Source organism: Bacillus siamensis, assembly GCF_051628075.1.
Lineage (GTDB): Bacteria > Bacillota > Bacilli > Bacillales > Bacillaceae > Bacillus > Bacillus siamensis.
Genome location: NZ_CP155579.1, coordinates 335,332 through 355,995 on the forward strand (window position 1 = coordinate 335,332; position 20,664 = coordinate 355,995).

9 protein-coding genes are annotated in these 20,664 nt (G+C 50.5%); 4 read left to right on the plus strand and 5 right to left on the minus strand.

Annotation, left to right across the window (positions count from 1 at the left end; translation table 11 throughout):
- Nucleotides 1-11: 11 nt before the first annotated feature.
- The 4 genes from srfAB to ABDB98_RS01790 all read left to right on the plus strand — a co-directional run bounded on the left by srfAB (nt 12) and on the right by ABDB98_RS01790 (nt 16,825).
- Nucleotides 12-10,772 carry a surfactin non-ribosomal peptide synthetase SrfAB gene (gene srfAB, locus ABDB98_RS01775; protein WP_438421177.1) on the plus strand — a complete coding sequence of 3,587 codons (10,761 nt, stop codon included), beginning with the start codon at nt 12-14 and terminating at the stop codon, nt 10,770-10,772.
- Between the two features lie 34 nt (nt 10,773-10,806).
- The gene (gene srfAC / locus ABDB98_RS01780; RefSeq protein ID WP_438421178.1) at nt 10,807-14,643 is read left to right on the plus strand and encodes a surfactin non-ribosomal peptide synthetase SrfAC; all 3,837 of its coding nucleotides are present in this window, start codon (nt 10,807-10,809) and stop codon (nt 14,641-14,643) included.
- A gap of 18 nt (nt 14,644-14,661) precedes the next feature.
- Nucleotides 14,662-15,393, plus strand: coding sequence for a surfactin biosynthesis thioesterase SrfAD (gene srfAD, locus ABDB98_RS01785; RefSeq protein WP_016937291.1), 732 nt, complete (start codon nt 14,662-14,664; stop codon nt 15,391-15,393).
- Nucleotides 15,394-15,514: 121 nt separating this feature from the next.
- Complete coding sequence (locus ABDB98_RS01790) at nt 15,515-16,825, plus strand: aminotransferase class I/II-fold pyridoxal phosphate-dependent enzyme (protein WP_438421179.1); 1,311 nt, start codon at nt 15,515-15,517, stop codon at nt 16,823-16,825.
- A gap of 35 nt (nt 16,826-16,860) precedes the next feature.
- Here ABDB98_RS01790 and ABDB98_RS01795 read toward each other — a convergent pair whose 3' ends face one another.
- The 5 genes from ABDB98_RS01795 to tcyA all read right to left on the minus strand — a co-directional run bounded on the left by ABDB98_RS01795 (nt 16,861) and on the right by tcyA (nt 20,607).
- Entirely contained in the window at nt 16,861-17,535 is a 675-nt protein-coding gene (locus ABDB98_RS01795) for a 4'-phosphopantetheinyl transferase family protein (protein ID WP_438421180.1), read from the minus strand.
- Nucleotides 17,536-17,633: 98 nt separating this feature from the next.
- Nucleotides 17,634-18,263: a YczE/YyaS/YitT family protein gene (locus tag ABDB98_RS01800; protein WP_438421181.1), complete on the minus strand. Its 630-nt coding sequence runs from the start codon at nt 18,261-18,263 to the stop codon at nt 17,634-17,636.
- Nucleotides 18,264-18,362: 99 nt separating this feature from the next.
- Nucleotides 18,363-19,106: a cystine ABC transporter ATP-binding protein TcyC gene (gene tcyC / locus ABDB98_RS01805; RefSeq protein ID WP_060963627.1), complete on the minus strand. Its 744-nt coding sequence runs from the start codon at nt 19,104-19,106 to the stop codon at nt 18,363-18,365.
- 12 nt (nt 19,107-19,118) lie between these two features.
- On the minus strand, nt 19,119-19,823 hold the full coding sequence (locus ABDB98_RS01810) for an amino acid ABC transporter permease (protein ID WP_016937285.1): 705 nt from the start codon (nt 19,821-19,823) through the stop codon (nt 19,119-19,121).
- Nucleotides 19,810-20,607 (minus strand): cystine ABC transporter substrate-binding lipoprotein TcyA, encoded by a 798-nt coding sequence (tcyA, locus tag ABDB98_RS01815; protein WP_016937284.1) that lies wholly within the window; start codon nt 20,605-20,607, stop codon nt 19,810-19,812. Before tcyA ends, ABDB98_RS01810 begins: the two co-directional genes overlap by 14 nt.
- Between the last annotated feature and the right edge of the window lie 57 nt (nt 20,608-20,664).

Here is a 20,664-nt window from a genome sequence, read left to right on the forward strand (position 1 = left end):
AGAGGTGACATATGAGCAAAAAATCAATCCAAAAGGTGTATGCACTCACACCGATGCAGGAGGGAATGCTGTATCATGCGCTGCTTGATCCGCATTCTTCCTCCTACTTCACACAATTAGAGCTTAGGATTCACGGAAGCTTTCAGCTCGAGCTTTTTGAAAAAAGTGTCAATGAGCTGATCCAGACATATGACATCCTGCGAACGGTATTCGTGCACCAGCAGCTTCAAAAACCGCGCCAAGTCGTATTGGCCGAGCGGAAGACGAAGGTGCACTATGAAGATATCAGTCAATTAGATGAAGCTCGTCAAACCGAATATATTGAACGCTATAAACGCGACGTGCAGCAGCAGGGCTTTCATCTGGCGAAGGATATTCTTTTTAAAGCGGCGGTATTCAGACTCAGTGAGAAGGAGCTGTATCTCGTCTGGAGCAATCATCATATCGTCATGGACGGCTGGAGTATGGGCGTTTTGATGAAAAGCCTGTTTCAAAACTATGAAGCGCTTCGTGCCGGCCGGCCTGCCGGAGGAAGCCAGGGCAAACCTTACTCTGACTATATCAAATGGCTCGGAGGCCGGGATTATGACGAGGCGGAACAATATTGGAGCAGCCGCTTGGCGGATTTCGAACAGCCGAGCCTGCTCCCGGGCCGTCTGGCAGCAGAAAAGAAAGACTATCAAAATGAAGAATATTCTTTTGTCTGGGATGAAGAGCTGGTTTCGCAGATTCAGCAGACCGCCAACCGGCATCAAGTCACGGGGCCTAACCTGTTTCAAGCGGTGTGGGGCGCAGTGCTCAGCAAATACAACTATACAGACGATGTGGTGTTCGGCACTGTTGTATCAGGCCGTCCTTCAGAAATCAACGGCATAGAAACAATGGCCGGGCTGTTCATCAATACGATCCCCGTCAGAATCAAGATTGACAAAGAAGCAGCCTTTTCTGACGTGATGACGGCAGTTCAGAAAAACGCCGTGGAAGCCGAGCGCTATGATTATGTGCCGCTCTATGACATTCAAAAGCGCTCCGCTCTGGACGGCAGCCTTTTGAATCATTTGGTCGCCTTTGAAAACTATCCGCTGGACAAAGAGCTGGAAAACGGGGGCATGGAGGAAAGACTCGGCTTTTCCATTAAAGTTGAACATGCTTTTGAGCAGACGAGCTTTGATTTCAATCTCATCGTGTATCCGGGAAAGACGTGGACTGTCAAAATCAAATACAACGGAGCGGCTTTTGCTCATGATGCCATCGAACGAACGGCGCACCATCTGACCCGAATGATGAAAGCGGCGGTCGGAACGCCTGACACGCCCGTGCGGGATCTCGGCCTTGTTTCAGGCGAAGAAGAGCGGCAGATTGTTGACATATTCAATGATACGAAAACGGCGCTTCCGGAAGAAGAGGCCGTTCACCGTTTGTTTGAAGCACAGGCAAACCGGACGCCCGCAAGCATCGCGATAAAAGAAGAGGGGCGCGAATGGACGTACCGTGAAGTGAACGAAGCGGCCAACCGCCTGGCGAGACATCTTGTGAAGAACGGGCTGGAAAAAGGCCGGACCGCCGCTATTATGAACGAGCGATCTGCGGAAACCGTTATCGGCATGCTTGCTGTCCTAAAAGCAGGCGGCGCATATGTGCCGATTGATCCTGCTTTTCCGGAGGACCGTCTCCGCTTTATGGCGGAAGACAGTTCGATTCAGATCGTGCTGACAGTTCAGGACTATCAGGAACAAGCGGGCACATTGCAAGTCCCGGTCATCATGCTGGATGAAGGCGCGGATGAAACGGTAAGCGGAACAAACTTGAGTCTCCCTGCCGGCGGAAACGACTTGGCGTATATTATGTATACATCCGGATCGACCGGCAAACCGAAAGGCGTCATGATTGAACACAGAAATATCATCAGGCTCGTCAAACATTCGAATTATGTGCCGGTTCATGAAGAAGACCGTATGGCGCAAACGGGAGCCGTCAGCTTTGATGCCGGAACCTTCGAAGTCTTCGGCGCATTGCTGAACGGAGCTGCGCTTTATCCTGTTAAAAAAGAGACGCTGCTTGACGCCGGACAATTCGCCCAATTTTTGAAAGAGCAGCGGATCACGACCATGTGGCTGACGTCTCCGCTTTTTAACCAGCTTGCCCAAAAGGATGCCGGCATGTTTAACACGCTCCGGCACCTTATCATCGGCGGTGATGCGCTTGTACCGCATATCGTCAGCAAGGTGAGAAAGGCGTCACCGGAGCTGTCTCTTTGGAACGGCTACGGGCCGACGGAGAATACGACGTTTTCGACGAGTTTTCTCATTGATCAGGACTACGACGGCTCGGTCCCGATCGGGAAGCCGATCGGAAATTCCACTGCGTACATTATGGACGAAAACCGCAACCTTCAGCCGATCGGCGCTCCCGGTGAGCTGTGCGTCGGGGGAAGCGGAGTGGCAAGAGGCTATGTGAATCTGCCTGAACTAACGGAGAAGCAATTTGTCCGCGATCCGTTCAGACCGGGTGAAATGATATACCGGACGGGGGACTTGGCGAAGTGGCTTCCGGACGGCACGATCGAGTTTCTCGGCAGAATTGACAATCAAGTAAAGGTCCGCGGTTTCAGAATCGAGCTCGGCGAAATCGAGGCGAAAATCAGCCAGGTGCAGAATGTGACGGAATCTGCGGCTGTGATCCGGAAAAATAAAGCGGATGAAAATGAAATCTGCGCTTACTTTACCGCAGACCGGGACCTTTCACCGGAAGACCTGCGCAAAACACTTTCGGAATCACTTCCTGAATACATGATTCCCGCGCACTTCATACAGATGAGTCAGTTTCCGCTGACGGCGAACGGAAAAATTGATAAAAAGGCGCTGCCTGAACCGCAGACTGAAGCCGTTCAAAAAGAATACGAAGCGCCGAAAACGGAAGCGGAGCAGAAACTCGCAGACATTTGGGAAGGCATTCTCGGCGTAAAAGCGGGTGTGACTGACAATTTCTTCACGATTGGCGGACATTCTTTAAAAGCCATGATGATGACCGCTAAAATTCAGGAGCACTTTCAAAAAGAAGTGCCGATCAAAGTGTTATTTGAAAAGCCGACCATTCAGGAGCTTGCGCATTATTTGGAGCATGAGAGTGAGGAGGAGCAGCAGTTTGAACCGATCCGGCAAGTGCCTCATCAGAAGCATTATCCTGTTTCCTCAGCACAGCGCAGGATGTATATCCTTAATCAGCTCGGACAGGCCAGCACGAGCTACAACGTCCCTGCTGTACTTCTGCTGGAAGGATCAGTAGACAAAAACCGTCTTGAAGAGGCCATGCAGGCATTAATCAACCGTCATGAGACACTGCGTACATCGTTTGACATGGCGGATGGAGAAGTCGTGCAGACCATTCATGAAAATGTGAGCTTTCAGCTGGAAACCGCCGAGGGCCGGGAAGAAGATGCGGAAGAGCTGATAAAAGCCTTTATCAGACCGTTTGCGCTTAACCGTGCGCCGCTCGTCCGTTCGAAGCTGATCCGGCTTGAAGCTGACCGTCATCTTCTGCTGATTGATATGCATCACATTATTACGGACGGAAGCTCTATGGGCATTTTTATCGGTGATCTGGCGAAGCTTTATCAAGGTACGGAGCTTGCGCTGCCAAAGATTCATTATAAGGATTTTTCAGTCTGGCAGCGTGAAAAAGCAAATCTGGATCAGCACGAGGCTTACTGGCTCGAAACGTTCAAAGGCGATCTGCCGGTGTTGGACCTGCCGCTTGATTTCCCGCGTCCTGCCGAGCGCAGTTTTGAAGGGGAACGCGTCATCTTCGGGCTTGATAAACAGGTGACGGCGCAGATTAAGACATTGCTGGCTGATACGGATACGACGATGTACATGTTCTTGTTAGCCGCTTTTCAAGTGCTGCTGTCCAAATATTCAGGGCAGGAAGACATCATAGTCGGATCTCCGGCAGCCGGAAGACAGCATCCTGATCTCCAAGAGGTGCCGGGCATGTTTGTCAACACAGTCGCGCTTCGGTCACATCCTGCCGGCAAAAAAACGTTCAAGCAATTCCTGGACGAAGTGAAGACGGCGAGTCTTCAAGCTTTCGAGCATCAAAGCTATCCGCTTGAAGAATTAATTGAAAAACTGCCGTTAACGAGGGACACAAGCAGGAGTCCGCTGTTCAGCGTGTTATTTAATATGCAGAACATGGAGATCCCGTCTCTGCGGCTCGGAGATTTGGAGATTTCTTCTTACTCCATGCATCATCATGTCGCTAAATTTGATCTTTCTTTAGAAGCGGCTGAGCGCGGAGATAAGGTCGGATTGAGCTTTGATTACGCGAAAGCCTTATTTGCGGACGAAACCATCCGCCGCTGGAGCGCTCATTTTGTCAATCTGATTAAAGCCTGCGCCGAAAATCCGGATATTCAGCTGGCCGACGCAAGCCTGTTATCTGAACCTGAGCGGGAAGCGCTCCTCTCTGATGAAAAACGTACGGAAACGGATCTCCCTGAGGGCACTTTTGTTTCGCTGTTTGAACGGCAAGCGCAAAAAACGCCTGATCTCACGGCGGTTACAGGCGGAACAAGTCTGACATACCGGGAGCTTGATGAACAGTCGAACCGGTTTGCGCGCCATCTTCAGGCGTGCGGAGCGGGCAGTGAGGACGTCGTGGCTATTATGATGGATCGTTCGGCCGACTTGATTACCGCGATTCTCGGCGTCATGAAAGCCGGAGCGGCATTTCTCCCGATTGATCCGGAGACGCCTGAAGAGAGAATCCGCTATTCTCTTGAAGACAGCGGGACGAAGCTTCTGGTCGTCAATGAGAGAAACATGACCGCGGCCGCCGTTTATAAAGGAAAAACGGTCGTAATGGAAGGCGGAGAATGGCAGAACGAAAGCGCCGATCGGCTTGAAACAGAACCCGGCGCCGACCAGCTTGCATATATCATTTATACCTCGGGAACAACGGGCAAACCGAAAGGCGTCCAGCTGGAGCACCGCAATCTAGTCAATTATGTCACATGGTTCAGCCGTGAAGCCGGTTTGACCGAAGCTGACAAATCCGTGCTGCTGTCTTCTTACGCATTTGATCTCGGATATACAGCCATATTCCCGATTCTTCAGGCGGGCGGCGAGCTGCACATTGTGCCGAAAGAGACGTACACTTCGCCTGACCAGCTTGGTGAATATATACAGAAAAACGGCATTACGTATATGAAACTGACGCCGTCATTGTTCCATATGATCGTCAATACTGCCCGTTTTACGGCAGAACGCCGTTTCAGCCCGCTTCGTTTAGTGGTGCTCGGCGGTGAAAAAATCATCACGTCCGATGTCCGCAAGTTTCATGACGTATACGCCCATACTGACTTCATCAATCACTACGGGCCGACAGAAACGACGATCGGCGCCATTGCCGGACGGATCAATATGGAGCGGCTTGATCAATATGAGCAGCGTCCCGTCATCGGACGCCCGATCGCAAATACCGGCGCCCTGGTGCTGGACGGATCAATGCAGCTCGTTCCTCCGGGCGCAAGCGGCGAGCTTTATATTACCGGGAAAGGGCTTGCCAGAGGATATCTTCACCGTCCGCAGCTGACGGCGGAGAAATTTCTCCCTCATCCTTTTTCACCGGACGGCCTCATGTACAAAACGGGAGACGTCGTCCGAAGGCTTTCTGACGGGACGATTGAATTTATCGGCCGCGCGGATGATCAGGTGAAAATCCGGGGCTACCGTATCGAATTAAAAGAGGTTGAAACCGTGCTGTTAAGCGTAAACGGCATTCAGGAGGCGGTCGTTCTCGCAGTCAGCGAAGGCGGACTGCCGGAACTGTGCGCGTACTATAAAGCCGACAGCGAGCTGAAAGGCTCTGAGCTTCGCAAACAGCTTTCCGAAACACTGCCGTCTCATATGCTTCCGGCTTATTTCATGCAAGTAGACCGCATTCCGCTCACAGCCAACGGAAAAACAGATAAAAACGCCCTTCCGAAACCGGGCGCAAGCCAGACGGCGCAAACGGCTTCAGCCTTGCCGGAAACGGAGCTGGAAGAGAAGCTTTGCCGCATTTGGAAAAAGACTCTCGGTGCGGATACGCTCGGCATTGACGATAATTTCTTCGATTATGGCGGGCACTCTTTAAAAGGCATGATGCTCCTTGCCAATATCCAGGCTGAACTGGACAAAACGGTTCCGTTAAAAGCGCTGTTCGAACAGCCGACGGTCCGTCAGCTTGCCGCATATATCGAGAATTCAGCGGTATCTGAGAAATATCGGATGATCTCACCGGCAGACAGCGCTGACGCGTACCCTTTATCATCCGCCCAAAAACGGATGTACGTCCTGAACCAGCTTGACCGGGACACAATCAGCTACAATATGCCGTCCGTTCTTCTGATGGAGGGAGAAGTCGATATTTCAAGGCTTCAGGAAGCGCTCAATCAGATGATCAATCGTCACGAATCTTTGCGGACGTCCTTTATCGATCAAAATGGCCTGCCGATGCAGCGGATCACAGAACAGGCTGACATCGAGCTTCACATCTTTGAAGCAGCGGATGAAGAGAAAGCCGATCCTATCATTCGGGCATTCATTAAGCCGTTTGATTTGAGTGCGGCTCCGCTCATTCGGGCCGCTCTTGTCAGACTGAATGAACAGAAACACCTGCTGCTTTTGGATATGCATCATATTATTGCTGACGGCGTGTCCAGAAGCATGCTGGTCAAAGAGCTCGCTCAGCTTTACAAAGGCGGAAGTCTGCCGGCGCCGAGACTGCATTATAAAGACTTCGCCGTCTGGCAGAATGAGCCCGGGCAGGCCGAACGGATGAAAGAGCATGAGCAATATTGGCTCTCCGCGTTCTCCGGTGAGCTTCCTGAACTGAACCTGCCGACCGATTTTCCGCGTCCACCGGTTCAAAGCTTTAAAGGACAGTCCGTCCGCTTCAGAGCGGGGCGTGAAACGGAAAAAGCGGTGCGTGAATTAATGGAGCAATCGGGAGCGACTCTTCATATGGTGCTTCATGCCGCGTTCCATGTCTTTTTAGACAAAATCACGGGACAGCGCGATATCATTATCGGCTCGGTGACTGCCGGAAGAACGAGCGCCGAAGTTCAGGAAATGCCGGGGATGTTTGTCAATACGCTTGCGCTTCGCAATGAAACGCGCAAAGAGCAGACCTTCGCCGGGCTGCTCGAACAGGTGAAACAAACCAATCTCGACGCGCTGGCGCATCAGGATTATCCGTTTGAAGATCTGATCGGAAAGCTTGACCTGCCGAGAGATATGAGCCGAAATCCGTTGTTCCAAGTCATGGTGACGACAGAAGATCCGGATAAAGAAACATTGGAACTGGAGAACCTGCGCATCACTCCGTATGAGTCGAACCAAGGCACGGCGAAATTCGATCTGACACTCGGCGGCTTTACGGATCAAGAAGGCCTCGGTCTTCAGTTTGAATATGCGACTGATCTGTTTAAAAAAGAAACAATTGAAAAGTGGAGCGCCGGGTTCCTGCGGATTTTGAAGCAAGCGGCAGAAAACCCGGACAGAAAGCTGCCTGAGATTTCCCTGATCAGTGATGCCGAGAAACAAGCCCTCCTTGACGCATGGAAAGGAAAAACAATTTCCGTGCCGCGGGACAAAACGGTTCACCGTCTCTTTGAAGAAACGGCCGACCGCTATGCAAACCGTCCTGCCGCGGCATATAACGGCACGAAATGGACGTACGGCGAGCTGAACGCAAAGGCGAACCGCATCGCGCGCATTCTCATGGACTGCGGCGTTACGGCTGACGAACGGGTCGGCATTTTGACGAAACCGTCCTTGGAAATGGCTGCGGGCGTACTCGGCGTCTTGAAAGCGGGCGCGGCATTTGTGCCGATTGACCCGGATTACCCGAAAGAGCGGATCAGCTACATTCTGCAGGACAGCGGGGCCAAGCTGCTTCTCACGCAGGAAGCGCTCGACGTGCCGGAAAGCTACACAGGAGATACGATCCTGCTTGACGGCAGCCGCTCTATTCTGAGCCTGCCGCTTGATGAAAACGATGAAGCGAATCCGCAGACGGAAACAATGGCGGATCATCTCGCTTATATGATTTACACGTCAGGAACGACCGGACAGCCGAAGGGTGTCATGGTCGAACACCATGCGCTGGTGAACCTGTGTTTCTGGCATCACGATGCATTCGCCATGACGGCGGAGGATAAAAGCGCCAAATACGCGGGCTTCGGTTTTGACGCCTCCATCTGGGAGATGTTCCCGACATGGACCATCGGCGCGGAGCTTCACGTCATTGACGAAGCGATCCGGCTGGATATCACCCGCTTAAATTACTATTTCGAAGAGCACGGCGTGACCATCACCTTCCTGCCGACGCAGCTGGCCGAACAATTTATGGAGCTGGAAAATAGCTCTCTCCGCATGCTTCTCGTCGGAGGCGACAAGCTGAAGCGGGCGGTGAAACAGCCGTACACGATCGTCAACAACTACGGCCCGACGGAGAACACCGTCGTCGCGACAAGCGGCGTCATCAATCCGGAGGAAGGATCGCTTTCGATCGGACGGGCGATTGCCAATACGAGAGCGTATATTCTCGGCGACGGCGATCAGGTGCAGCCGGAAGGCATTGCCGGTGAATTGTGCGTGGCAGGCCGCGGACTTGCGCGCGGATATCTGAACCGTGAAGAAGAAACGGCGAAGCGGTTTACCGCAGATCCGTTCGTGCCCGGCGAGCGCATGTACCGGACCGGCGACCTCGTCAAATGGAACGCGCAGTGCGGCATCGAATACATCGGCCGCATCGACCAGCAGGTCAAAGTGCGCGGCTACCGGATCGAGCTTTCAGAAATCGAAGTCCGCCTCGCGCAGCTTGCGGACGTTCATGACGCGGCGGTGACGGCGGTGGAAGACAAAGCGGGCAATACCGCGCTTTGCGCCTATGTTGCACCTCAGCAGGACGATATCGAAGCGCTCAAAGCCGCGCTGAAAGACACGCTTCCGGACTACATGGTCCCGGCGTTCTGGGTGGAGATGGACGAGCTTCCGGTCACCGCAAACGGCAAGATTGACAAAAAAGCCCTGCCGGCGCCGGACATTGAAGCGGGAAGCGCCGCGTACAAAGCGCCGGAAACGGAGATGGAGACGCTGCTTTCTGACATTTGGCAGGAAGTGCTCGGACTGGATCAGATCGGCGTCAGCGATAATTTCTTCACGCTCGGCGGCGACTCGATCAAAGGCATTCAAATGGCGAGCCGCCTGAACCAGCACGGCTACAAGCTGGAGATGAAAGATCTCTTTCAGCACCCGACCATCGAGGAGCTCGTCTCTTACGTGGAGCGGACGGAAGGCAAGCAGGCCGACCAGGGACCTGTCGAAGGCGAAGCGGAATTAACGCCGATTCAGCGCTGGTTCTTTGAGAAAAACTTTACGGACAAACACCACTGGAACCAATCCGTCATGCTTCACGCAAAAGACGGCTTTGATCCGGTTCTGGCGGAAAGAACCCTGCAAGCATTAATGGAACACCACGATGCACTGCGGATGGTTTACCGTGAAGAAAGGGAAGGCATCATTCAGACATATCTCCCTGTCAGTGAATGCAAGGCAAGCTTTGAAATCGTTGATCTGTACGGAACAGACGAAGACATGCTGAAAAGCCAGATTCAGCGGCTTGCCGATCAGCTTCAGGGCAGTCTTGATCTGAAGAACGGCCCGCTGTTAAAAGCGGAGCAATATCGGACAGAACAAGGCGATCATCTGTTAATTGCGGTTCACCATCTCGTCGTGGACGGGGTTTCATGGAGAATTTTGCTTGAGGATTTCGCTTCAGGTTATAAACAGGCGCAGCAGCAAAACAGCATCGTCCTCCCGCAGAAAACCCACTCCTTTAAGGATTGGGCAGAGGCGCTGAGCATGTTTGCGCAGTCAGAAGAGCTGAAGAAGCAGGCGGATTATTGGGCGCAGGCAGATGCAGAAGAACTCCAGCCGCTGCCGAAAGACCATGAGCCGACAAAACGGCTCGTCAAACATACGGCGGCCGTGAAATGTGAACTAACTGAGGAAGAAACGGCGCAGCTGCTTACAGATGTTCATCATCCGTACGGAACGGAAATCAACGACATTCTGCTCAGCGCGCTCGGCTTAACGATCGGTGAATGGACGGAAAACGGTAAAGTCGGCATCAACTTAGAAGGACACGGCCGGGAAGAAATCATACCGAATGTCAATATATCACGGACGGTCGGCTGGTTTACGGCCCAATATCCGTTGATTCTGCAGTTCAGCAAGGAAGACGGCGTCTCTTCCGTCATTAAAACGGTAAAAGAGACGGTGCGGCGCGTACCTGATAAAGGCGTAGGATACGGGATTCTCCGGTATCTGTCATCCGATGAAACAGAAAAAGGCATCACGCCTGAAATCAGTTTTAACTACCTAGGGCAGTTTGACAATGAAGTGAAAACTGAATGGTTTGAACCGTCTCCATATGATATGGGGCGCCAAGTCAGCGAAGAGTCAGAAGCGTTATACGCACTGAGCTTCAGCGGGATGGTTACAGGCGGCCGCTTCGTCATTTCCTGCTCATACAATCAGGAAGAATATGAAAGAAGCACCGTCGAAGCACAGATGCAGCGGTTTAAAGACAACCTCTTAATGATCATCCGCCATTGCACGGCCAAAGAAGAGAAAGAATTTACGCCGAGCGACTTCAGCGCGCAGGATCTGGAGATGGATGAAATGGGAGACATCTTTGACATGCTTGAGGAGAATTTAACGTGATAAAAACAGTTAACAGAAGGGGGGAGCGGAGCAGATGAGCCAGTTCAAAAAAGATCAAGTTCAGGACATGTATTATTTGTCGCCGATGCAGGAGGGAATGCTGTTTCATACTCTCCTGAATCCCGGCCAAAGCTTTTATATCGAACAAATGACAATGAAAGTAAAAGGCAGCTTGAATATCAAATGCCTTGAAGAAAGCATGAATGTGATCATGGACCGGTACGATGTATTTCGTACCGTGTTCATTCACGAAAAAGTAAAAAGGCCGGTCCAAGTCGTATTGAAAAAACGGCAGTTTCAGATAGAAGAAATCGATCTGGCACACTTACCGAGCAGCGAGCAAGCAGCCAAAATCAATGAATACAAAGAACAGGATAAGATCAAGGGGTTTGATTTGACGCGGGATATCCCAATGCGTGCGGCTATTTTTAAAAAAGCTGAAGAAAGCTTTGAATGGGTGTGGAGCTATCATCACATGATTTTAGACGGCTGGTGCTTTGGCATCGTCGTGCAGGATCTGTTCAAGGTATACAATGCCCTGCGCGAACAAAAGCCATACAGCCTGCCGCCGGTCAAACCATACAAGGACTATATCAAGTGGCTTGAAAAGCAGGATAAACAAGCATCACTGCATTACTGGCGCGAGTACTTAGAGGAATTTGAAGGACAAACGACATTTGCGGAGCAAAGAAAGAAACAAAAGGACGGCTATGAGCCGAAAGAGCTGCTCTTCTCACTGCCGGAGGCGGACACAAAGGCGTTTAACGAGCTTGCAAAATCACAGCATACCACTTTGAGTACGGCGCTGCAGGCAGTGTGGAGTGTATTAATCAGCCGCTACCAGCAGTCCGGCGATTTAATCTTCGGTACAGTCGTTTCCGGGCGTCCCGCAGAAATCAAAGGCGTTGAACATATGGTCGGGCTGTTTATCAATGTTGTCCCTAGGCGGGTGAAACTGTCTGAGGATATCACATTTAACGGATTGCTCAAGCAGCTGCAGGAGCAATCGCTGCAGTCTGAGCCGCATCAATACGTGCCGCTCTATGACATTCAAAGCCAGGCCGATCAGCCAAAGCTGATTGACCACATCATTGTGTTTGAAAATTATCCGCTTCAGGATGCAAAAAATGAAGAAAACAATGAAAACGGGTTTGAAATGGAGGATGTCCATGTTTTTGAGAAGTCGAATTATGATCTCAACCTGATGGCTTCCCCGGGAGATGAGATGCTGATTAAGCTTGCCTATAATGAAAATGTGTTTGATGAGGCATTTATCCAGCGCTTAAAATCACAGCTTCTCACAGCGATTCAGCAGCTCATCCAGAAGCCGGATCAGCCTGTTCATACGATCAGTCTTGTTGATGAAAAGGAAAGAGAGTTTCTGCTTACAGGCTTAAACCCGCCGGCTCAAAACCATCAGGCGAAGCCTCTGACGGATTGGTTCAAAGAGGCGGTGAATGTTCATCCTGATGCGCCGGCGCTTACGTATTCCGGCCAGACTCTTTCCTATCGCGAATTAGATGAGGAAGCGAACCGCCTTGCACGCCGTTTGCAAAAGCAAGGTGCGGGTAAAGGCTCCGTTGTCGCGTTGTACACGAAGCGCTCGCTTGAACTGGTGATCGGGATTCTCGGCGTATTAAAAGCAGGAGCGGCTTATCTCCCGGTTGATCCGAAGCTGCCGGAGGACCGAATCTCGTATATGCTGACTGACAGTGATGCAGCCTGTCTGCTGACACATCAAGAGATGAAAGAAAAAGCAGATCAGCTGCCGTATACAGGAACAATACTCTTCATCGATGATCACGCACGGTTCGAAGAGCAGGCAAGCGACCCTGCAACCTCAATTGAACCCGATGATCCGGCATATATTATGTATACGTCCGGCACAACCGGAAAGCCGAAGGGCAATATCACCACTCATGCCAATATTCAAGGATTGGTCAAGCATGTAGACTACATGGCATTTTCTGAAAAAGATACGTTCTTATCCGTTTCCAATTACGCCTTTGACGCATTTACCTTTGATGTCTACGCGTCAATACTGAATGCGGCACGGCTCATTATCGCGGATGAACAGACACTGCTTGATACAGAACGGCTGACTGATCTGATCCGGCAGGAGAATGTCAATGTCATGTTTGCGACGACCGCACTTTTCAATCTTCTCACCGATGCGGGAGAGGATTGGCTGAAAGGGCTTCGCTGTGTGTTATTCGGGGGTGAGCGCGCGTCTGTGCCTCACGTCAGAAAAGCGTTTGAGATCATGGGACCGGGCAAGCTGATTAATTGCTACGGGCCGACTGAGGGAACAGTGTTTGCGACAGCTCACGTCGTGCATGATTTACCGGATTCCATCTCTTCATTGCCGATCGGAAAGCCGATCAGCAATGCCAGTGTTTATATTCTTAACGAGCAAAACCAGCTTCAGCCATTCGGAGCTGTCGGTGAACTGTGCATCAGCGGAATGGGTGTGTCAAAAGGGTATCTGAACCGTCATGATCTGACAGAGCAAATGTTTATCCCAAACCCGTTCAAGCCGGGAGAAACGCTTTACCGCACAGGGGATCTAGCACGCTGGCTGCCGGAAGGGACGATTGAATACGCCGGCCGTATTGACGATCAGGTCAAAATTCGCGGACACCGGATCGAGCTTGAAGAAATTGAAAAGCAGCTGCAGGAATACCCGGGTGTGAAAGATGCGGTTGTTGTTGTTGACCGCCATGAGTCTGGAGATGCATCAATCAACGCCTACCTTGTGAACCGGGCGCAGCTGTCAGCCGAAGACGTAAAGGCGCACCTGAAAAAACAGCTTCCTGCTTACATGGTGCCGCAAACCTTTACTTTCTTAGAGGAGCTTCCTTTAACGACAAACGGGAAGGTCAATAAACGGATGCTGCCAAAACCGGATCCCGCTCAGCTGGCGAAAGAATGGATTGGGCCCCGAAATGCGACGGAAGAAACGATTGCACACATCTTGTCCGAAATTCTCGGCAGACAGCAGATAGGCATTCATGATGATTTCTTCGCGCTCGGAGGACACTCCTTAAAAGCGATGACGGCTGCGTCCCGTATTAAAAAAGAGCTCGGTACGGATATCCCTGTGAAGCTGTTGTTCGAAGCGCCGACAATCGCAGGCATTGCCGATTATCTGCTTCACGGGGAAGAAAAAGGGATGAAAGACCTCACCATCATGAATGAAAATCAGTCTGACACACTGTTTGCGTTCCCGCCTGTTCTCGGTTACGGACTGATGTATCAGCCTCTGGCAAAACAGCTGTCCGGCTACAGAATCTGTGCGTTCGATTTTATCGAGGAAGACAGCCGTATCGAACGTTACACAGAGCTGATCAATCAGCTGCAGCCGGAAGGCCCGGTCAAGCTGTTCGGATATTCGGCAGGCTGCACACTCGCTTTTGAAACCGCCAAACGGCTTGAAGCCGGGGGACGTAAAGTGGAGCGGCTGATCATGGTTGATTCCTATAAAAAACAAGGCGTCAGCGACTTGGAAGGCCGCACCGTAGAAAGTGATGTCGAGGCGCTGATGAAGGTAAACAGGGACAATGAAGCACTGAATAACGAAGCCGTCAAAGAAGGGCTCGCAAAAAAAACAAATGCATTTTATTCTTATTTCGTGCATGCCGTCAGCACCGGCACCGTCAATGCGGATATAGATCTATTAACATCAGAACCGGACTTTGCGATGCCGCCGTGGCTCGCTTCGTGGGAGGAAGCTACGAAAGGTGAATACCGTGTGAAAAAAGGCTGCGGGACTCACGCAGAAATGCTTCAGGGTGAATATCTCGAAAGGAATGCGGCATTTTTGCTCGAATTCCTAAGAAATGAACATCTGAAGCTGACAACTTCACGATAGAAAAGGAGGAAGCCGCCAATGGTCCAGCTCTTTAAATCGTTCGATACCACAGAAAAAACGCAGCTCATCTGTTTTCCGTTCGCAGGAGGCTATTCCGCATCATTCCGCCCGCTCCACACCTATCTTCAAGGTGAGTGTGAGATGCTTGCCGCGGAACCGCCTGGACACGGGACAAATCAAATGTCCGCCGTTGAGGATTTTGAACAGCTCGTCAGCTTGTACAAGCAGGAGCTGAATCTCCGTCCTGACCGTCCGTTTGTGCTGTTCGGGCACAGTATGGGAGGCATGGTCGCTTTCAGGCTGGCGCAAAAGCTGGAGCGGGAAGGCATTTACCCTGAGGCCGTGATCATCTCAGCCATTCAGCCGCCGCATGCGGAAAGGAAAAAGGTTTCTCATCTTGATGATGAAAAATTTCTCGCCCATATTATCGAGCTTGGCGGAATGCCGCAGGAGTTAGTGGAAAATAAGGAGGTCATGTCATTTTTCCTGCCTTCTTTCAGATCCGACTACCGCGCGCTTGAAAGCTTCCGGCCGTCTGATCTTCACACCATTCAATCACCCGTCCATATTTTTAACGGGCGGAAGGATAAAAAATGTATCAAAGATGCGGACGGATGGAAAAAATGGGCCGCAAATCCCGTATTTCACGAGTTTTCCGACGGCCACATGTTCATATTAAGTGAAACTGCAAAAGTAGCGGAACGAATCTATGAGATTATTAACAGAAGCACTGCAGGCCAATTGTTATAGGTTATGACAGACAGCATTCGCTGTCTGTTTTTTGTAACAAAATCTGCCCGATCGTTTTCTCATTTATCAAAAATTTTATGTTATGATTTGATGGAATATAATTTTGAAGGGATTGTCGTACATGAATGATGCAGCAAAAGAGCTGAACAGAACATTATCTGAAGAAAACCCGCACGTGCTTCATATGCTTTCTGATTTGGGCAAAGATTTGTTTTATCCGAAAGGGGTGCTGACACAATCCGCAGAAGCGAAAGCCAAGGCCGGAAAGTATAATGCCACGATCGGAATCGCCACCTCACAAGGGGAGTCCATGCACTTTTCCCATATTCAAGAGACATTGTCCGCCTATAACCCCGATGATATCTACGATTATGCTCCGCCGCAGGGAAAAGAGCCGCTCAGACAGGAATGGCTGAAAAAAATGCGTCTCGAAAATCCTTCATTAGCCGGCAAAGACATCAGCACGCCGATCGTGACAAACGCTTTGACACACGGGCTGAGTATTGCCGCCGACTTGTTCGTCAATGAAGGGGATACGCTCCTTCTGCCTGATAAATATTGGGGAAATTACAACTTCATTTTCGGTGTCCGGCGCAAGGCATCTATTGAGACGTACCCGCTTTTTCAGCACGACGGGCGTTTTAATGCGGCAGGGCTGTCCGAGCTGCTGAAAAAGCAGGAAGAGAAGGCGATTGTCGTGCTGAATTTCCCGAATAATCCGACAGGCTATACGCCGGGAGAAGAGGAAGCGTTAGAAATCGTGAGCGTGATCTTGGAGGCGGCGGAGGCCGGCAAAGAGATTGTCGTGCTCGTAGACGATGCGTATTACAATCTGTTTTACGATGAAACGGCCATTCAGGAATCCATCTTCAGCAAACTCGCCCAAGTCCACGACCGGGTGCTTTGCGTGAAAATAGACGGCGCGACGAAGGAAAATTACGCGTGGGGCTTCCGCGTCGGTTTTATTACGTACAGCACAAAAAGCGAAAAAGCGCTGCGCGTGCTCGAGGAAAAAACAAAAGGGATCATCAGGGGAACGATTTCAAGCGCCCCGCACCCTTCCCAAACGTTTATGCTGCGGGCGATGCAGTCACCGGAATACGAGAAAGAAAAATCGCTGAAATATAACATTATGAAAAAACGGGCTGACAAAGTAAAAGCCGTTCTTGCAGAAAACAAGCACTATGAAGACGTATGGACGCCTTATCCGTTTAACTCGGGCTATTTCATGTGTGTCCGGCTGAAAGATATAAGCGCCGGTGAATTGAGAGTCTCATTGCTTGAAAAAAGAGGAATCGGGACGATATCCATCAATGAGACGGATTTGCGAATCGCATTTTCATGCGTCGAAGAAGAACACATCGCGGATGTGTTCGAAGAAATTTATCAAGAAGCAAAGCAGCTGCAGAAACAGGCGGAAATATCAGGCTGACAAAAAAGGAGGGGGACACCCTCCTTTTTCTATGCTTACCGCAGCTCTTCATACGTTTTCATCTCAATTCCGTCACAAAAATCGGGATGAGCCGCACAAACGGCCAGCTTATATTCCTCGTCCGCATCATATGTGCGGATGAAACAAGGTTCATGTCCGTCCGGGAGCTCAATGGACACATGGCCGTCGTCTTTGAGGCGGACGCTGAATGAATCAAGCGGCAGGGAAAGCCCTTTTCCGGCCTGTTTGATAAAGCTTTCTTTCATCGACCACAGGTGATAAAAATAATCGGTCTGCCGGTCGGGGTGTTTTGCTTGCAGATCATTGTATTCCGTCGGCGAAAAAAAACGTTTGGCGATATCAATCGTGCCGGGCTTCATTTTTTCAATATCAATGCCGATCGGTTTTGAATCAACGGCACACACGACCCAGCGCCCGGAGTGGGAAATGTTAAAGTGCATGTCCGGAAGCGCGGGGATATACGGTTTTCCGTATTCCTGGACGCTGAATGAAATCGCGGCCGGATCAAGTCCGTAAGCCTTCCCCGCGGCGGTGCGGATCAGCATATCGCCGATCAAGGTGCGGTGAGCATCCTCCTTATGGTAAAAGCGCCGGCATTTTTCCCGCTTATTGGCGGACACGGCCGCCATCATCCGATCTTCTTCTTCCGGAGAAAGCGGCCGGTCCATATATACTCCGTAAATCTTCATGTCCAGATCCTCCGTCTGCAAATATTGTCAAAACCATCCTATCATATCAGACGCAAGCTGTCCGAAAATAAAAAAACAAAACCATTTCGGCTTTGTTTTTAATGAATGGACGTTGCCCGCCCGGAGATCGCATATGTTAACAGTTTAGAGGACTGCGGCAAAGAAAAGCGCAGAATCAGCCCGGTTAAAACCGCCGTAATAATCGTTCCGGCTCCGATCGGTCCGCCCATCGTCCAGGCTGCGGCCAGAACCGTCAGCTCAATGCCGTTCCGCACCCATTGCACGTTCCAGCCCGTTTTTTCAGATATCAGCATCATCAGAGAGTCACGGGGGCCCGCACCGAGCCCGGCTGATACGTAAACCCCGACGCCGCAGCCGATCAGCAGCAATCCGAAAGAAAAAAACACGGCTGCTAAGGAAAAAGCGTGCGCCTCAGGAAGCAGAAACGAAAAGAAATCAATAAACATTCCCATCAGCACCATATTCAAGATGGCGCCGATTTTCGGGAGCGTTCTCGTGAACAGGCAGGTTAAAACGACGATCACCGCCCCGACCAAGATGGACCATTGGCCGACGGAAAGCCCGAAATGCTGAAAAAGCCCATAATGAAAGGCATCCCAAGGGCTGATGCCGAGAGCTTTTCCTTTAATGGTTAAAGATACCCCGAAAGACAAAATCAACAGACCGGCAAAATAAAACGTCCAGCGCATCACGAATTCCCGCTTCAAAGAGGTCCCTTCTTTCATAAAATTTCATTAATTGTCATTGTAGCATAAACGCCGAAAAAAAGAAGAAGCGAAATCAGTGTTTCGCTTCTTCTCCGGCTCCTACAAAGGATTCAGTATACGATTTAAGAACCGCTGCGTACGTTCTTCTTTCGGCGCGGAAAAAATTTGGGCCGGCGGTCCTTGTTCCACAATGACGCCGCCGTCAATGAAGATGACTTCATCGGCCACTTCCTGCGCGAATTTGATTTCGTGCGTGACGACAACCATCGTCCACCCTTCGTTCGCCAAATCCTTAATGACTTTAAGCACCTCGCCGACCAGCTCCGGATCAAGCGCTGACGTCGGTTCGTCAAACAGCATCAGCTCGGGCTGAATCGCAAGCGCGCGGGCGATGCCGACACGCTGCTGCTGACCGCCGGAAAGCTGGAACGGGTATAAGTTCATTTTGTCTTTCAGCCCGACTTTTTCAAGAAGCTCCATCGCTTCTTTTCTGACTTGCTCCTTGTCGCGTTTTTGCACTTGAATGGGTCCTTCCATGACGTTTTCAAGCGCCGTGCGGTGAGGAAACAGATGATACGCCTGAAAGACCATGCCTGATTTGCGGCGGAGGCGGAGGATATCAGCCTGCTTCACTTTTTTAGAGAAATCTATAGAAAAATCGGAGAATGCCAGTTCGCCGCGGTTGGGGATTTCAAGCGCGTTCAGACAGCGCAGAAGCGTCGTTTTTCCTGAACCGGACGGTCCCAAAATGGCGATGACTTTCCCTTTTTCTATCTCCATATCTATCGTTTTTAAAATTTCATTCTGGCCGAATGATTTATTCAATCCTTTGACGGAAAGCATATCGAAACCTCCTTATTTGGCCACATAACGGTCGAGACGCCGTTCGATCACATGCTGTACGATTGACAGCAAGAAGCAGATGATCCAATAAATAAAGGCGGCTTCAATATAGATGACCAAGATTTGATCAAGGTTTTGCGCGCCGATCTCCTGCGCTTTTCTGAACAGCTCCGCGACGAGAATCTGTGACGCGAGAGACGTATCCTTAATCAGGCTGATAAATGTATTTGATAATGGCGGAATGGACACGCGAAACGCCTGCGGCAGGATCACGCGGAACAATGTCTTGCGATAGGTCATGCCGATCGTATAACCGGCTTCCCATTGCCCTTTCGGCACGGATGAAATAGATGCCCGGATGATTTCGGAAGCATAGGCGCCCACATTTAATGAAAACGCGATGACTGCGCTTGGGAAAGGGTCCAGCGTAATATTAAAGGTCGGGAACAGATAAAAAATGATGAACAATTGAACGAGAAGAGGAGTGCCGCGCACTGCTGATACGTATACGCTGAACACCCATCTCAATGGTTTCATATTTGACATTCTGGCGAGCGCCGTAATCAGCGCGATGATCATTCCGAAAATAAAGGAAAGAATAGTAAGGGGAATCGAGTAATAGATTCCCCCGGAAAGAATCGGCCAGAATGACTGCTGCACCAGGTCCCAAGGAATGGCTGCCGCAATCACCGGCTCGGGCATGTTACTTAGAAACATCTTCGCCGAACCATTTTTTAGCTATTTTAGAAAGAGTCCCGTCCTCTTTCATGTCTTTTAACGCTTTGTTGACGTGAGTCACAAGTTCGCCGCTTCCTTTTCGGAATGCGAAATATGTCTGCTGCGGCTGGCCTGCTTCAAACGCGATTTTCACGTTTTTATTGCCGGACGTTTTTAAGTAGTTCAGTACGGCAAGCTTATCGTTGTAAGTCAGATCAGCGCGGCCCTGCTGAATGAGCTGAAGGGATTGCGCCATGCCTTCAACGCCCTCAACTTTCGCGCCGGCATCTTTCGCTAATTTATTGTAATTGCTTGTTAATGACTGAGCCGCTGTTTTTCCTTTGACATCAGCTTCTTTCGCAATCGTGCTGTCTTTTTTCGTCACGACGACTGCATTTGACGTTGTGTATTTATCAGAAAAATCATATTGGTTCTCACGGCCTGTTTTGCCGACTTGGTTGGCGACGACGTCAAACCGTTTCGAGTTTAAACCGGCAAACATGCTGTCCCATTGCGTTTCTTTGAAGTCAGCTTTCAGACCGAGACGTTTCGCGACTTCTTGAATCACTTCCACATCATATCCGGTCAGTTTGTCAGTCTTTTTATCATGGAAGGTAAACGGTTCGTACGTTCCTTCTGTACCGACGGTCAGTACGCCTTTTTTCTTGACAGAAGCCCAAAGATCGCTGTCTTTTGACTTAGATCCGCTGCCCTGTGAGTTTCCGCAGGCTGCAAGCACCGCGATGCTGACCATCATGAATAAAGCGAACAATGCTTTTTTCATCTTCTTTATTCCCCACTTTTCTGAGTAGTTTTATTGAGAAAAAATAGCTCCCAATTG

Excerpts from the sequence above, each read along its gene's own strand:
- srfAB (WP_438421177.1), top strand. The coding sequence starts at position 12 with ATGAGCAAAAAATCAATCCAAAAGGTGTATGCACTCACACCGATGCAG.
- srfAC (WP_438421178.1), top strand. The coding sequence starts at position 10,807 with ATGAGCCAGTTCAAAAAAGATCAAGTTCAGGACATGTATTATTTGTCG.
- srfAD (WP_016937291.1), top strand. The coding sequence starts at position 14,662 with ATGGTCCAGCTCTTTAAATCGTTCGATACCACAGAAAAAACGCAGCTC.
- ABDB98_RS01790 (WP_438421179.1), top strand. The coding sequence starts at position 15,515 with ATGAATGATGCAGCAAAAGAGCTGAACAGAACATTATCTGAAGAAAAC.
- ABDB98_RS01795 (WP_438421180.1), bottom strand. The coding sequence starts at position 17,535 with ATGAAGATTTACGGAGTATATATGGACCGGCCGCTTTCTCCGGAAGAA.
- tcyC (WP_060963627.1), bottom strand. The coding sequence starts at position 19,106 with ATGCTTTCCGTCAAAGGATTGAATAAATCATTCGGCCAGAATGAAATT.
- ABDB98_RS01810 (WP_016937285.1), bottom strand. The coding sequence starts at position 19,823 with ATGTTTCTAAGTAACATGCCCGAGCCGGTGATTGCGGCAGCCATTCCT.
- tcyA (WP_016937284.1), bottom strand. The coding sequence starts at position 20,607 with ATGAAAAAAGCATTGTTCGCTTTATTCATGATGGTCAGCATCGCGGTG.